The organism is Streptomyces sp. NBC_01465, assembly GCF_036227325.1.
Classification (GTDB): Bacteria; Actinomycetota; Actinomycetes; order Streptomycetales; family Streptomycetaceae; genus Streptomyces.
In genome coordinates, this window is the sequence record NZ_CP109467.1 from 7,961,875 (window position 1) to 7,976,304 (window position 14,430).

Annotated in this window: 12 protein-coding genes and 2 pseudogenes; 3 read left to right on the top strand and 11 right to left on the bottom strand. The window is 68.7% G+C overall.

Annotated elements, in window-relative coordinates; genetic code table 11:
* Positions 1-11 precede the first annotated feature (11 nt).
* Positions 12-296 (top strand): annotated as a pseudogene (locus OG707_RS42475) (helix-turn-helix domain-containing protein); the annotation flags it as partial.
* On the opposite strand, the gene OG707_RS36970 reads toward OG707_RS42475, so the two are convergent.
* The 11 genes and pseudogenes from OG707_RS36970 to OG707_RS37020 form a co-directional block, all read right to left on the bottom strand.
* Positions 294-818, bottom strand: coding sequence for a transposase (locus tag OG707_RS36970; RefSeq protein ID WP_443071440.1), 525 nt, complete (start codon positions 816-818; stop codon positions 294-296). The pseudogene OG707_RS42475 and the gene OG707_RS36970 sit on opposite strands and share 3 nt — an antisense overlap.
* A 283-nt stretch (positions 819-1,101) precedes the next feature.
* Positions 1,102-2,397, bottom strand: a complete 1,296-nt coding sequence (locus OG707_RS36975; protein ID WP_329126251.1) for an ROK family transcriptional regulator — start codon at positions 2,395-2,397, stop codon at positions 1,102-1,104.
* A gap of 13 nt (positions 2,398-2,410) precedes the next feature.
* Positions 2,411-3,682, bottom strand: coding sequence for a sugar ABC transporter permease (locus OG707_RS36980; RefSeq protein ID WP_329126252.1), 1,272 nt, complete (start codon positions 3,680-3,682; stop codon positions 2,411-2,413).
* A complete protein-coding gene (locus tag OG707_RS36985; RefSeq protein ID WP_329126253.1) occupies positions 3,679-4,455 on the bottom strand; it encodes an ATP-binding cassette domain-containing protein in 777 nt (258 codons plus the stop codon). Before OG707_RS36985 ends, OG707_RS36980 begins: the two co-directional genes overlap by 4 nt.
* 116 nt (positions 4,456-4,571) lie before the next feature.
* Positions 4,572-5,663, bottom strand: coding sequence for a sugar ABC transporter substrate-binding protein (locus tag OG707_RS36990; RefSeq protein WP_329126254.1), 1,092 nt, complete (start codon positions 5,661-5,663; stop codon positions 4,572-4,574).
* 863 nt (positions 5,664-6,526) lie between these two features.
* Positions 6,527-6,994 (bottom strand): SbtR family transcriptional regulator, encoded by a 468-nt coding sequence (locus OG707_RS36995; protein ID WP_329126255.1) that lies wholly within the window; start codon positions 6,992-6,994, stop codon positions 6,527-6,529.
* Between the two features lie 85 nt (positions 6,995-7,079).
* Positions 7,080-7,229 (bottom strand): annotated as a pseudogene (locus OG707_RS37000) (hypothetical protein); the annotation flags it as partial.
* Positions 7,230-7,247: 18 nt separating this feature from the next.
* Entirely contained in the window at positions 7,248-7,667 is a 420-nt protein-coding gene (locus tag OG707_RS37005) for a nuclear transport factor 2 family protein (protein ID WP_329126256.1), read from the bottom strand.
* A 371-nt stretch (positions 7,668-8,038) separates the two neighbouring features.
* Positions 8,039-8,845 carry an MBL fold metallo-hydrolase gene (locus OG707_RS37010; protein ID WP_329126257.1) on the bottom strand — a complete coding sequence of 269 codons (807 nt, stop codon included), beginning with the start codon at positions 8,843-8,845 and terminating at the stop codon, positions 8,039-8,041.
* Positions 8,846-8,877: 32 nt separating this feature from the next.
* Complete coding sequence (locus tag OG707_RS37015) at positions 8,878-9,492, bottom strand: DsbA family protein (RefSeq protein ID WP_329126258.1); 615 nt, start codon at positions 9,490-9,492, stop codon at positions 8,878-8,880.
* A gap of 168 nt (positions 9,493-9,660) precedes the next feature.
* On the bottom strand, positions 9,661-10,155 hold the full coding sequence (locus OG707_RS37020) for a MarR family winged helix-turn-helix transcriptional regulator (RefSeq protein ID WP_329126259.1): 495 nt from the start codon (positions 10,153-10,155) through the stop codon (positions 9,661-9,663).
* Between the two features lie 1,031 nt (positions 10,156-11,186).
* Here OG707_RS37020 and OG707_RS37030 point away from each other — a divergent pair.
* A complete protein-coding gene (locus OG707_RS37030) occupies positions 11,187-12,737 on the top strand; it encodes a leucyl aminopeptidase family protein (RefSeq protein ID WP_329126260.1) in 1,551 nt (516 codons plus the stop codon).
* Positions 12,734-14,398, top strand: coding sequence for an AbgT family transporter (locus OG707_RS37035; protein ID WP_329126261.1), 1,665 nt, complete (start codon positions 12,734-12,736; stop codon positions 14,396-14,398). The genes OG707_RS37030 and OG707_RS37035 overlap by 4 nt, the downstream gene beginning before the upstream one ends.
* The last annotated feature ends 32 nt before the right edge of the window (positions 14,399-14,430 follow it).

The following is a 14,430-nucleotide window of genomic DNA, read 5'->3' on the forward strand; positions in this document are numbered from 1 at the left end:
CGTAGAAGATCGGGACGCGGTGGCGTCGGCTGACGGCTGGCCGCCAAGCCCTGCTTGCCCTGGCCCACCTGCGGTGCGGTGACGTCTATGCGCAGCTCGCAGCAGGGTTCGGTGTCGGGATTGCGACCGTCTTCCGCTGCATACGCGAGGCTGTCGAGGTACTGGCCGCCCTCGCCCGCCTTGCCCGGATCGAGCCACGACCTCACCGCCGCGCGGCGGCACGGATCATCGAAGCCCTCGCCGAAGCAGACCTCAAATGCTGGGCCGACAAGACATCCCATGCAGCTATCGGGTCAAGCAGCTGCTGTGAGAGGGGGCGGTGCGGGTGGTGCGAAGGCGATCGATTCGTCAAACTTCTGGCGGGTTGCCAGGCAGTGGTGCAGCTGGCCGAGCATGCGGTTGAACAGGCGGCGGAGGGCTGCGTGGTACCGATCGCCGGTGTCTCGTCGCTGGTTGTAGTGGGCATGGGCTCCGGGTGAGGCAGTGAGTGCGGCGAATGCCCAGTGTCGTCCGGTCGCGGCCAGGCGGCTGTTCTTGATCCGGCGGTGGCTGACGCGTCTGCTCTTGCCGGATTCACGGGTGACCGGGGCGCTTCCGGCGTAAGCCTTGAGGTCCCGGCCCGTTTCGAACCTGGTGCGGTCGTCCCCGATCTCGGCGAGTATCCGGGCGCCGGTGAGTGTGGCCAGGCCGGGGAAGCTCGTGATGATCTCGGCGTCGGGATGCTGGAGGAAGAGCTCTTCAGTGTTGCGTGCGAGGTCCTCGCAGGCTCGGCATGCGGCGTCGAGCTGGGCGAGCAGGGCGAGTGTCTGGCGCCCCATCGCGGTTTCCACCAGGGTTGGTTGGCAGAACCGAACCTGGCGGAACACTTCGAGGGGCCGGTCTGCGTCCCTCTTGTCGAAGCGCTCCAGGCGCTGCGTATCGACCAGACGTCTGACCCGGCCCCTGCCAGAGCGGGCCAAACGGCCAACCCACAGCGCCTATTAGGCGTATCAGGGTGCCGGCGGGCCCGTCCGGGTGCCGTTCCGAGGCCGGGAATAGATAGGCCGGACATCAACGACAGGTCCGTGACCTGCGGCAGGGCACCCCCGTCGGCCGACGCTCTCATGACCGCGATGTCAGTCCATGGCTCATCGCGTCGCCCACGTACTCGCCGCGGTCCTGCCTTCGTACCGTTCGCGTCGCCGTAGCGCCCCGTGAACCGGCGCGGGCCAGTGTCTCCAGAGGGCCGACCAGGATCTCGGAGAAGGCGAGTTCGGCGGCGCCGATGAGCACCGCGTCGTCGCCGAGTTCCCCCACGCGCAGCCGCAGGCTCTCGCGGGAGGCGGCGAGGGCATGGAGGTTGATACGGCTGCGGATCTGGGCCGCCGAGCCGAGGAACACCTCGCGGAGCGTTCCGCCGAAGATGACGGCGCGAGGGTTGAGGACGTTGACCAGGTTGGCGACGCCGATGCCGAGCCAGTCGCCGACGTCGTGCAGGGCGGCGCGGGCGGCAATATCGCCCCGGTCGGCTGCCTCGACGACGGCGCGTACGGCGTCTCGGCCGGTGGCCGAGGGATCGCGGTGCGCAGTCTCCAGCAGGGCCCGCTCGCCGGCCTCGGCTTCGAGGCAGCCGCGCGCCCCGCAGCCACAGGCCCGGCCGCCGTGCGGGTTGACGAGCATGTGCCCGATCTCCCCGCCGTATCCCTGGTCGCCGCCCAGCAGTTGGCCGCCGGTGATGACACCTCCGCCGATACCGATGTCGCCGTGCAGGTACACGAGGTCCTGGCAGCCGGTCCCCGCCCCGCGCAGATGCTCCGCGAGCGCACCCAGGCTGGCCTCGTTCTCGACCGAGACGGGAAGGCCGAGGTCCAGTCGGCGCATGAGGTCCCCGCCGAACTCCTCATCCTGCCATCCGATGTAGGGGGCGGCGCGTACCAGACCGTCGGGGCGGCGCACCATCCCGCGGACGGCGGCGGCCACGCCGACGCAGTACGTTCCTTCCGGCGCCGTGTCCACCATCTCCAGCGCGGATCCGGCGAGGAGCCCGGCCACGGTGTCCGCATCGCGCGAGCCGGGAGGCAGGGGGATCTCCCTGCGGTCGAGGAAGACCCCGCCCAAACCGATGCGCGCGGCGGCCAGCCGGTCCACGCCCACGTCGAAGGCGAGGACGTACACACGGTCGGACTCGGGCCGTACGACCAGGGACGGGCGGCCCGCCCGGCCGGTGTCACGGGGCAGTTCCTCACGGACCAGGCCGACCGAGGCCAACTCGCTGACCAGACCCAGGATGGTGCTGCGGTTGAGACCCATGCGCTCGGCCAGGACGGCCCGCGACATGGCGCCGCCGATGTGCAGATGACGGAGCAGGGTGCCGAGGTTGTGCCGACGAATCTCCTCCTGCGAGGGACCGGCTTTCATGGAGCCAAAGACCTCATCGTTGTACGGCCCGGCGACGGGAGAGCGCGTCCACGCCTGCGGCCACCAGCAGGACCGAACCCGTGACAGCGTACTTGACCCCTGAGCTGTACCCCATCAGGCCCATACCGTTCTGGATGACCGCGACCACCATGCCTCCGAGGACCGCGTCGACGACCCTGCCGCGCCCGCCGAACAGACTCGTCCCGCCGATCACCGCAGCGCCGACCGCCAGCAGAAGCACATTGCTGCCACCGGTGTTGGGGTCCACCGAGTTGCCGCGCGAGGCGGCGATGATGCCGCCGACCGCGGCCAGGGACGAGCAGATGACGAACGCGGAGATACGGATGGCCGCCACGTTGATGCCGGCCCGGCGGGCCGCCTCGGCGTTGCCGCCGACTGCATAGATGTGCAGACCGAATGAGGTGCGCTGGAGCAGGAAGGTACCCGCGACGAGCAGGACGGCGATGACGGGCACGACGATCGGTACGCCCTTGAGCGAGTCGACGATGACGTTGCGGCTGCGCTGCTGGTTGAGCAGGTGGACCGCGAGTGCGCCGAGCACCGCCAGCCCGCCGATCCTTACGGCGAGCAGGGTGAACGGAGCGGTGACGAGCCCGCGCTGCCGCCGGTTGCGGTTCTGCCGCAACTGTGTCGCGGCGTACACCGCGACAGCGGCAGCGAGCAGCACCCAACCCAGCGCGGGGGAGAGGTTGTTGTTGGCGACGGCCAGGATCGTCCGATCCTGGATGGATATGTTCGTGCCTTCCTTGAGCAGCATCAGCACGATTCCCTGGAACCCCAGAAAGGCGGCCAGGGTGACCACGAAGGAGGGGATGCCGACCTTCGCCACCAGCAGGCCGAGCAGTAAGCCGATCACCGTGCCGGTGAGAATCGCAGCGGCGGCCGCGCCGTACCAGGGCCATCCGTGATCGGTGAGCAAGATGGCCAGGACGGCGGCGCAGACTCCGCTGGCGTACCCGGCGGACAGGTCGATCTCGCCGAGGAGGAGCACGAAGACGAGCCCCATGGCGATGGCGATGCTGCCCGCGCCCTGGGTGAGCAGGTTGGCGAAGTTCAGCTCGGACAGGAAGACCGGGCGCAGGGCAGCGAAGAACACACACAGGACGATCAGGCCGAGGACAGCGGGGAGGGCGCCCAACTCGCCCCCACGTACGCGTTCGACGTATAGACGGGCGACGGAACGCAGACTCTTGACCCCGGCGGTTCCGTTCTTCTTCGATCCACCGCGGTCGCCCGGCTTTTCGTGCGCGACGGCGGCGGTCATACGGTGTCTCCGTTGCTGTGTGCGAGGCCGAGGTTCCCGCTGCGGCCTGCGGTGATGAGCTCGACGACCTGGGAGTACGTGACGTTCGACGTGCTGACCTGGGCGGCCATTCGGCCCAGGTAGAGGGCGGAGATCCGGTCGGACACCGCGAAGACGTCGTTCATGTTGTGTGAGATCAGGACCACGGCGAGGCCGTTGTCTGCCAGTCGCCGGACCAGTTCGAGGACCTGCGCCGTCTGGGCGACACCGAGCGCAGCGGTCGGCTCGTCGAGGACGACCACCTTGCTGTTCCACAGAACGGCCTTGGCGATGGCCACGGTCTGCCGCTGGCCGCCGGAGAGACTGGAGACCTGCTGGCGGATGGACTTGACAGTGCGGACGGACAACCCTTCGAGGGTGTTGGCGGCCATCTCCTCCATCGTCGCATTGTCGAGCACGAGACCCCGGCGCTTCTCCCGGCCGAGGAACATGTTCTGGACGATGTCGAGGTTGTCGCAGAGCGCCAGGTCCTGATAGACGATCTCGACGCCCAGAGCTGCCGCGTCACGAGGGCTGTGCACCTGGACCTGCTCACCTTCGAACCAGTACTCGCCGGCGTCGGTCGGGTGGATCCCGCCGATGCACTTGACCAGGGTGGACTTGCCGGCGCCGTTGTCGCCGACGAGAGCGGTCACCTCACCCGGGTGGACGTCGAGGGACACGTCGTGCAGTACCTGCACCGGGCCGAAACTCTTGTCGATCCCGCGCAGTCGGAGGATCGGCTTCGTTGTCATGAAAGACGGATCCTTTCGGACCGTGGGGCCGCGGGCCCCAGGGCGTCAGGGCCACAGGGCCCGCGGTTGGCCTGTTGGAAACAGTCAGGATCGTTCCAACGGGCCGGTCGGGGGAGTTATTTGATGCCGGCTTTGGCGCACAGGGCGGCGTAGTTTCCTGCGCACAGATCTTCCTTGGTGACGAAGCCGTCGTCCACGACGTCCTTCACGTTGTCCTTGTAGATGGCCACTGGGGTCTCCAGCACGGACGCCACCTGGCGCTTGCCCACGGGGTCATCGACGGTCGTGTTCGTCTCGCTCTTCTGGCCCTTGGCGAGTGCGATGGCGAGCTTGGCGGTGGCATCCGCCTCCTTCTTGACCGCCTTGTAGACGGTCATGCACTGGTCGCCCGCGAGGATGTTCTGCAGGCCCTGCACGGTGGCGTCCTGGCCGGTGACCGGGACCTCGCCGTTGCGGTTCTGCTTGCGCAGGACGGCTATGGCGGCGTTGCCGAGGCCGTCGTTGGCGGCGAGCACGCCGCCGATCTTGGGCTCGCCGGTGAGCATCTGCTCGAAGATGGTGCCGGCCTGGGTGTTGTCCCAGTCGGGGACGGACTGGTTGGGGCCCTTGACGTACTCACCCGACTTGTACTTCGGGTCCAGGACGCTGTTGTAACCCTTGGCGAAGAGGGTGGCGTTGTTGTCCGTCGGGGACCCGTTCAGCGTGGCGACGATCGGCTTCTTGGCTTTCATGTCGCTCAGACACTTGCTCAGGCCCTCGCCCTGCAACTTGCCGACCTCGGTGTTGTCGAAGCTCACGTAGTACTGGGCGGAGCCGCCGAGGGTGAGCCGGTCGTAGTCGATGGTGGCCACGCCCTGCGCCTTCGCCTTGTCGAGAACGGCCTTGCCGGTGCCACTGTCCAGGTTCACGATCACCAGTACGTTCACGCCACTGGTGATCATCTGGTCCGCGATCGTCTGGAATTCCTGCTTGTCGTTCTGTGCGTTCTGGATGTCGTACTTGACGCCCGCCGCTTTGAACGCCTCGGAGAGGTACTTGCGGTCCGCGGTCTCCCAGCGGGCCGAGGACTTGCTGTCCGGGAGGATCACGCCGACCTTCGGCGTGGTTTTGGAAGCGGAGTCGTTGCCGCTCGAGGAAGAGTTGCCACAGGCGGTGAGCGAACTGACCAGGGCCACCGAGATCGTGGTGAGGAGGAGTCCCTTGCGCATGTGCAGGGTCCTTTCTGGTGTTACGGCCGGACGACCGGACGCACGAAGCTGACGAGAGGGGGCGAGTGCGCACTCGGGAGACCGCCGGTTGTCGTCTGCCCACCGGCTGAATGTTGTGAGCGGCAACTTACGGCGCCCCTCGGCTCGAGTGCCAGATGCGGGAAGGTTCCATTTGTTATCGCCCATAACAATCAGATGACGCCGCTGGTGCTTGGCGACCTTGCCACCCCCTGTGTGACACGAACCCTGAGGGGGCGCGGACCCCGCGCAGGGGGTGGCGCGGAGGGGGCCATGCCGATGGTGTCGCCGTGGAGGGCGGCCGCGACCGCCGTCATGGCGACATCGAAGTCCTCGCCGGGGTAATGCAGTTGGGTACGTGGGGCGCGGTGCCTTCTGTGGTGCTGCGGTAGCTGGGTGTCCGCGTACGCAAGCGCAACCGGAGCGTGTGCTGGCGGTGTAGACGCCGGGTCCGCATTTGCGGAGTAGTCCGGCCCGGGCCCAGCTGGTGAGTTGTCGGTACATGGTGGCGAGGGTGATATCGCCGAGGTGGTGGGCGAGTTCGTGGCTGCGCCAGTGTCGCTGCGGGTCCGCCAGGAGCAGGGCCAGGACGTGTTCGCGGCGGCTGTGCGGTGTGCGGTGGGTGTGCCGGTCGTCTCGCGAAGTGGTGGGCAGCGGGGGCTGGTTGGCTGCGGGTTCGAGGACGGTGACGGTGCGGCTGGTGTCGGGTCGGCCGTCGTCTTGGCGCACGCTGTGGCGGGCCCGGCGTCTGGCAGAGGAGGTGGCGGCCGCGCGTAAGCCTGACGCAGACCGCGTCGGCTGGTCGGCGGGACACCGTGGCAATCGCTGGGCCACCGGCCGGTCGCTCAGTGCCGCTTCCCGGTCTCGGAGGAGTTGACGCTGTGGCTGGCGCGGCGCATGGCCTCGTACAGTGCGGCGTCGTCGGGCGGATCCGGGAGCGGGCCGCGGGTGGGGGCCTGAAAGGACTGCACCATCCATGCCACGAGGCGGCGGGAGGTGTCCGGGGCGGCGTCACCGGTGGCGCTGAGGACGCCGGCGTTGGCCATCAGCAGCAGGACGAGATCCCGACTGGTGAAGTCCTCGCGCAGATGCCCGCTGTCGTTGGCGCGGCCGATGAGTTCGAGGAAGCCGTGGAACGCCTCGGTGCGCCGGGTCTCCATGGCCTCGGCGCAGGGGAAGCTCACGGTCAGAATGTCGGCGAAGCCGCGGTCGGCGGCCTGCATCGCGCAGAGCTTCTCGATGTAGCCGGCGAAGCCGATCCACGGGTCCGGGTCGGCCAGGGCCTGGGCGGTGGCCCGTGCGTACGCCTCCATGCGGTCCGCGAAGACTGCGGCGACCAGTTTCCTCCTTGCCGGGGAAGTGGCGAAAGAGGGTGGCGATCCCGATCCCGGCCTGCCGCGTGATCGAGGCCATTGACGCGCTCAGTCCGTCGCGCCCGAATACCGTGCGTGCGGTTGCGATGATCCGCTCCCGGTTGCGCTCTTGCCCCTCGGTAACCGCATTGCGCCCGGGTGCCTCGGGCAGCGGGGCGGCGAAGGAGCGGAGCATGTGCGCGACGAGGCGGTGTCAGGGCTGCATGGCGTCGCGGACCAGTGCCGTGTCGACGAACTGTTCGAAACGGACGATGCGGCCGCCACGTACGACGAAGTGATGCGCCACGCGTACGTTGATGTCCTTGCCGGTGGCCTTGTTGGTGGCGGTGTAGCGGGCGAGGACGACGATGTTCTCGCCGTTTACGACGTAGGTGTCGTCGTGGGCGGTCCAGCCGTCCCAGTCCTTGCCGAGGTTCTCCATGACGGCGGAGGTGACGCCGGTGGGGGTGCGGTAGGTGCCGGCCAGCGGGAAGCCGGCCATCTCGGTCCACTCGACGTCGTCGGCGAGGGTGGCGCGCAGGGCTTCGAGGTCGCCGGCGGCGGAGGCGAGGTACTGGCGGCGTACAACGTCAGCGGGGGCGGTGGAGGTGGCGAAGTCGGTGGTCTCGCACATGTGATGGGGCCCTTCTTGGGTTCCAAGTGGGTTCGGATCTGGTGCTGGGGGACAGCGAGGATGGCGCTGATGGGATGCACCGCGAGGTATCCGTAGGTCCCGGACAGCACAGCAGCGCGGGGTTGAACTGGTGCGCCGGGTTCGTCGCGCCATCGAACACCACCACGCCCACCATCACGCCGAACACGGTCAGCAGCGCCGTCGTCAGGGCGAACTCGTAGAGCGGGTAGGCGCGTTGGACGGAGGATCCGGCGTCGGCGGGTCCGGGTGTCGCGGGCGGTGGCGCTCATCGGGCTCTCGCAAGGCTCGGCGTGCACCGTCCGGTCGGCGCCCGGCGAGAGAGGCGCCCACCGGGCCGTGGCCGGGACGGGTCAGCCCCACTTCATTTCACCTTTGGCGACCTTCGCGCCGAGCTGGGCGGCGATCAGCATGCCGTTGTCCGGGTATCGCTTGACCATCGCCTCGGTGAGGGCGGCGCCGTCGGCGGCCTTGCCCAGCTCTTCCTCGAAGGCGATCAGATAGTCGCGGGTGGCGGTGATGGCGGTGGCGTCGGCCGCGGTGTCGGGCAGACGGTGGCCGGGCACGACCAACTCCGGGCTCAGCGCGGTCATTTCGTCGAGCAGCTTCACCCAGGCAGAGCGGGACTCGGGGGTGGCGGTGTCGGCGACCCAGACGTGTTCCTGCTGGAAGAGCAGGACGCCGCCGAGCAGGGCGCGGTGCTCGGCCTGCCACAGGTAGTGGCGGTCGGGCAGGGCGGCCGGGCCGCCCTTGAGCTCGAAACGGTGGTCTTCCAGGGTGAGGTCGCCGGTCAGCGGATTGAGGTCGACCAGGCGGGTGGGCAGGTTGGGGCCGAGGGCCTCCCAGGCCTTGAGCTTGCCCTCGTAGGACGCCTTGATGTGGTCGATGATGATCGGGGTGGCGACGAAGGTCGCGTCCGGGAAGGCGTCGGCGATCGCTTCGGCGCCGAAGTAGAAGTCGGGGTCGGCGTGGCTGACGAACACGGTGGTCAGTGTCTTGCCGGAGTCGAGGATCTCGGCGGCCAGGCGGTGGCCGTCGGCGCGGGTGAAGGCAGCGTCGACCAGCAGCGCTTCGTTCTCGCCGGTGACCAGGGTGGCGGTCTTGTTCTTCGACCCGGCGGGGAAGTCCAGGTCGAGGATCTTGAAGGACAGGGTGCTCATGGGGATTCCTTGCGCAGTGGGGGCGAGGGGGATCAGGCAACGAGACTGGCGAGACGCCGGTCGACTTCGTTGGCAGTGGCATGGCCGCGCGCCAGGACGGTGACCCGGTCGTCGTCGACGGCGAGCAGGGTGGGGAAGGCGGTCACGCCCAGCTGGGCGGAGCGGCGGAAGTCGGCTTCGGCGGCGGCCCGCGACCCGGGTGCCTCGAAGGCGGCGACGACCGCGTCGGCGTCCAGGCCGGCCGCCTCGGCGACCTTCCGGTACGTCGCGGGCTCGGACAGGCTCAGCCCGTCGACGTAGAAGGCGCGCTGGAGGGCGGGGGCCAGCTCTGCCACCCGGTCCGGGGCTGCCTGGCGCAGGGCGGCTATGCCGCGGGCGGCGTCCTCGGAGTCCATCACGAACGACCCGTCGGCGATCAGCCGGTCGTACGCGTCGCCGAACGCGGCACCGGTCAGTTCGCTGATCTTGGCGTTGGCGCCCTGGACGTAGCCGAATTCTCGGACCGGCACCCGGCGCTCCCCGGTGAACAGCCCGCCGGAGACCACCTCCACCTCCAGCTCCGGGTGGCGGGCGACGACCTCGCGCAGGGTGTCGGAGAACCCGTGCGACCAGCCGCAGTAGGCGTCGAAGACATGGACGAGCTTCATCGGGGGACCTCGATGGGATGCGGCGCTCGCCGGATGCAAGCGGTTCATCTGACACAACAGTATCTGACGTGTCAGATATTTCCCTGTGGGCGAATGTCCTCGCGCTCGCGTCCGGACATGCGCCTTCCTGCCATTACAGCCGCGGTGCCGTCGGGCCGCGACTCGACGTCAGGGCAGGCGAGGCAGCTCATCCCGCGCCGAGTGGCTCAGGATCCGCAGATCCTCGGCGAACCGCTCCCGGTCCTTCGGCGGAATCGGCTCCAGGAAGAAGCGCCGGATGTTCTCCACATGCACGCGCGACGCAGCGACCGCGGTCTCCGCTCCCTTCCGGGTGAGGCGTACGAGTCGTCCACGCCGGTCGCCGGGGTCCTCGACCCGCTCGACGAGCCCAGCTGCCGCCATCCGGTCCACCAGGCGCGTCACACCGCCCGTGGTGAGCACCTGCTCCTGCGCGATGGCCCGCATCGACAGGCCCGGCTCATCGGCCCGGCCCAGGATGAGCAGTACCTCGTACGTGAGGTGACTGATGCCGCACTCCCGCTCCAGGGAACGCCCCAGGATGTACTCCAGCCGGTTAGCCGCTCCCTGCAACCGGCCGAAGGCAAGCACCAGTTCATGGTCGGCGGCGTCTTTCGCCGTCGTGATCTCCACCTGCTCATCCACGGTCCCGCCACCCATCATCGTCGGCCCACGGCCATGCCCACTGATCATGCCGCACGCCCGGGCCGGCGGGGACAGTGAAGGGTGCGGGGCCCCTGTGGCTTCCGGTGTGGCGGAGGGCTCTTGACGGCAGCCCGGCCTGGTCGCCGGCCCGGCTCAGTGCCGGCTCCTTCCACCCCTGTGACCGTCTCGGATGCGACGCGGTTCTCGACCTGTTCAGCCCCGAGGCCGAATATCAGGTGCACGGTCGCGGGCCCTTCTTTCGTGCGGTGCGGCTCGGCGCGGCCGCGTCCTCTAAGGCTCCGGCCAAGAGCCGCCGTCCCGCGCTCGTGCCGCGCATGCTCGACCGCTGGGGCAACGTCGGTGTGCGCCTCGTGATGGGCCAGGTCGAGCGCGGCCATGCGGGCGGCTCGCTGTTCTGGGAGGGTGGGCAGGCGCTCGCGGAGACCTGGCGAGGGCGCACGGGCGGCTGCTCGTGGTGTGCGGGATCAACGTCGGCGCCGTGGCCCTTGCTCATCTCGATCTCCCAAGGTTGGGCACCGACTTCGGTGTCGGTGACGCCCATGGGACAAGCAACCCGCGCTGGACGTGACAGGGTGGATTCCTCCGTTCCGAGGGCCACATCGTCACAGCCGACGACCCGCGGTCGAGTCGCTCTCGGTGGGCACGAAAGTTGTCACGTTTCGTACGCTCCGCTGATCAGCACCTGCCCCAGCAGGAAACTCGCTGACCGTATGGCTGCCCACCGGTGCCGGGTCACCGGATCCGCGCCTGTGCGACCGCGGCCTCCAGCGGGCGCGAGCGCCAGTGCGGGTTGGCCTCATCCTTCGACACCCCCGGCCCGGCGCCCTCGGTCGTCCGGGTCAGGCGCTGCTGAGCCGTTGCCCATTCGGTCCTACCCCTCCAGCCGTGTGGGTGATTGTGGGGCGTGCCCGCATGCCGGTGGGAGGTGCGATATGCGATACAGGGGCCACTTGTGAGGGTGTGGCGGTAGCGCCGATGCCCTGTGCCCCTGGCTGTGAGGAGCCCACCGCATGACGGCTGTCAGTGATGACGTGCTCGACTTGATTCCGTCCTGGGGGCGGGAGGTGCGGGTGTCGGTGTCGGTCCTGCCTGGGGACTGGCAGCAGGCCGCGCAGGAGGGTGTCGCGCTGGGCATCCCGGTTCTGAGCCCCGCGGAGTCCGTTGACGGGCTTGGTCTGACCGCGGAGTCCCTGCGAGCGGCGGGGCTTGACGGCACAGTGGGTCAGACGCTGGTCCACCCGGGACCGGCCGGCGCCACGGTCGTCCTGTACGGAGTGGGAGCGGCGTGCGCCGAGGCCGGAGTTGACGCCGCGGGGGTGCGCGACGCGGCCGCCGCTTTCGCAGCCGCCGCCCGGCACTCCCGGCTCGTCCTGGTTCTGCCCGAGGACACTGCGGTGCCGCCGGAGTCGGCCGCGCAGGCCCTCGTCGAGGGGGTGTTGCTGGCCCGCTACCGGTATCCGGTACTCAAAGACGATCCGGAGGGCCGGCCCGCGCTGGAGGAGTTGGTGCTGCTGGCGCCTGCGGCCCGGCTGGCCGAGGTGGAGCGCGGAGCGGAGCGCGGGAGGATCCTGGCCCGGACCCAGTGCCTGGCCCGTGATCTGGCGAACTGTCCACCAAGCTTGATGACCGCCGCGGTGATGGCGGACTGTGCCCTGGCGCTGGCCGGGGAGGCCGGCTTTGAGGTCGAGGTGTTCGATCGGGCGGCGCTGCGAGAGCTGGGCTGCGGCGGCCTGCTCGGGGTCAACGCGGGCAGTGTGGACGAACCGCGGATGATCAAGGTCGGCTATGCCCCGCCGGCAGGAGCCCAGGCCGCCCGCCTCGCCCTGGTGGGCAAGGGCATCATGTACGACTCGGGTGGCATCAGCCTCAAGCCGAGCGACGCGGTGCACGCCACCATGAAGAACGACATGTCCGGCGCCGGGGCGATCCTGGCGGCGATGACCGCGTTGAAGGCACTGGACTGCCCCACTGCGGTGACCGGCTGGCTGATGTGCACCGACAACATGCCGTCAGGAAGCGCCACCAAACTCGGTGATGTGCTCACGATCCGCGGCGGCACCACCGTCGAGGTCATCAACACCGACGCCGAGGGGCGCCTGGTCATGGCGGACGCTCTGGTCCTGGCCACCGAGGAGTCCTGCGACGCGATCGTGGACATCGCCACTCTCACCGGGGCGAGCCTGCGTGCGCTCGGCGCGGAGATCGCCGGGCTGTTCGGCAACGCGCAGCCGCTGATCGACCAGGTTCTCGCCGCCGCGCGGCTCACGGACGAGCCCGCCTGGCAGCTGCCGCTGGCCCGGCGCTACCGCGCCGAGTTGGACTCCGACATCGCCGACATCAAGAACATGGGCGGCCCCAACGGGGGCGCGATCCACGCGGCCCTGTTCCTGGAGGACTTCGTCGCCGGCCGCCCCTGGGCGCACATCGACATCGCGGGCCCCGCCCAGAACGACGTATCCGCCTCCTGGCGTCCCCGCGGCTGCACCGGTTTCGGCGCGCGCCTGCTCACCGAACTCGCACTCGGTTTCACCCGTCCCTCCGGCCTGGGAGCCTCCGCATGAGCACCGCCACCGACGCTCCCGTGCCCGCCAAACGCGGCTTCACCCAGCGGCTGCTCGACGGGATCGAGAAGGCGGGAAACAAGGTCCCGCACCCGGCCGTCATCTTTCTGCTGCTGATCGCCGTAGTGATCGTCCTGTCGGCGATCCTGTCGGCCATCGACATCCACGTCACCTACGAGTCGGCCGCCCCGGGACCGGTCGTCGGGGAGATCGAGTACGCGCAGGGCACGACCGAACCCTCCGTCAGCTACCCGCCCGACGCGCTGCACCACCCCCCGGTGGAGATGCACGAGGTGACCACACACGTCGAGTCGCTGCTGACGACCGAGGGCATCCGTTTCATCTTCACCTCCGCCGTCGACAACTTCACCAACTTCGGCGTGGTGGGAGTGATCCTGGTGGCCATGGTCGGCGTCGGGCTGGCCGAGGAGGCCGGACTGGTCGGCGCGCTGATCCGAAAACTCGTGGCCGTCTCACCACCGGCGACACTGACCTTCATCATCGTGCTGATCGGCATCCTCTCGAGCATCGCCTCCGACGCCGGCTACCTGGTACTGATCCCGCTGGGGGCGGTCGCGTTCAAGAGCGTCGGGCGGCACCCGCTGGCCGGACTCGCGGCAGGCTTCGCCGCGGTCGGGGCCACCTTCGGGGTGAACGTGCTGATCACCCCGGTGGACGGGATCGTCACCGAGATCACCAACGAGGCGATCCACCTGGTCGACCCGACCCGCACCATCGACCTGACGTCCAACCTCTACTTCGGTATCGCCTCGACGTTCTTCCTGGCGATCGTCATCACCGTCGTCACTGAGAAATTGATCGAACCCAGCCTCGGCGTCTACGTCCCGCACGGGAAGGGCGAGGACGCGGACGCGGAGAAGGAAGCTCTCAGCCCCGATGCCGAGGCCCGTGGCCTGCGCTTCGCGGTCTACGGCCTGCTCGCCGTCCTCGTGCTGCTGGTGTTGCTCACCGCCCCGTCCGGCGCGGTGCTTCGCAACCCGGACACCGGCAGCGTCTTCGACGACTCCCCGTTCATGGACAGCCTGATCTTCATCATCATGCTGCTCTTCCTGGTCACCGGGCTGTGCTACGGGGCCGGGGCGAAAACCCTCAAAGGCAGCGCCGCCGCGATGGCTGCCATCACCAAGACCTTCTCCGGTCTGGGCGGGCTGATCTTCCTGTTGTTGATCATCGCCCAGTTCATTGCCTACTTCAACTACACCAATATGGCCACGGTCATCGCGGTGAAGCTCGCCGATGCGCTGGAACAGGCGAACGTCGGGGCGGTCTGGTTGCTGATCGGGTTCGTCCTGGTCACCCTGGTGCTGGACATCATCATCCCCGGCGTCATCCCCAAGTGGGCGATCTTCGCGCCGATCTTCGTCCCGCTGTTCATCCGGCTCGGGGTCGCTCCGCAGACCATCCTGGCCGCCTACCGCGTCGGCGACGGACCGATGAACATCGTCACCCCGCTGATGGTCTACATCCCCTTCATCGTGCTGCTCACCCAGAAGTACAAGAAGGAAGCGGGCGTCGGCACGGTCGTGTCCATGATGCTGCCCTACACCCTGATCGTCGCCGTGACCTGGCTGATCTTCTTCATCGCCTGGTACCTGATCGGCATCCCGTTGGGCCCGGGAGCACCCGTCCAACTTCATTGACCCCGGACTGTCCCGTACGACCAGCGAGGAGG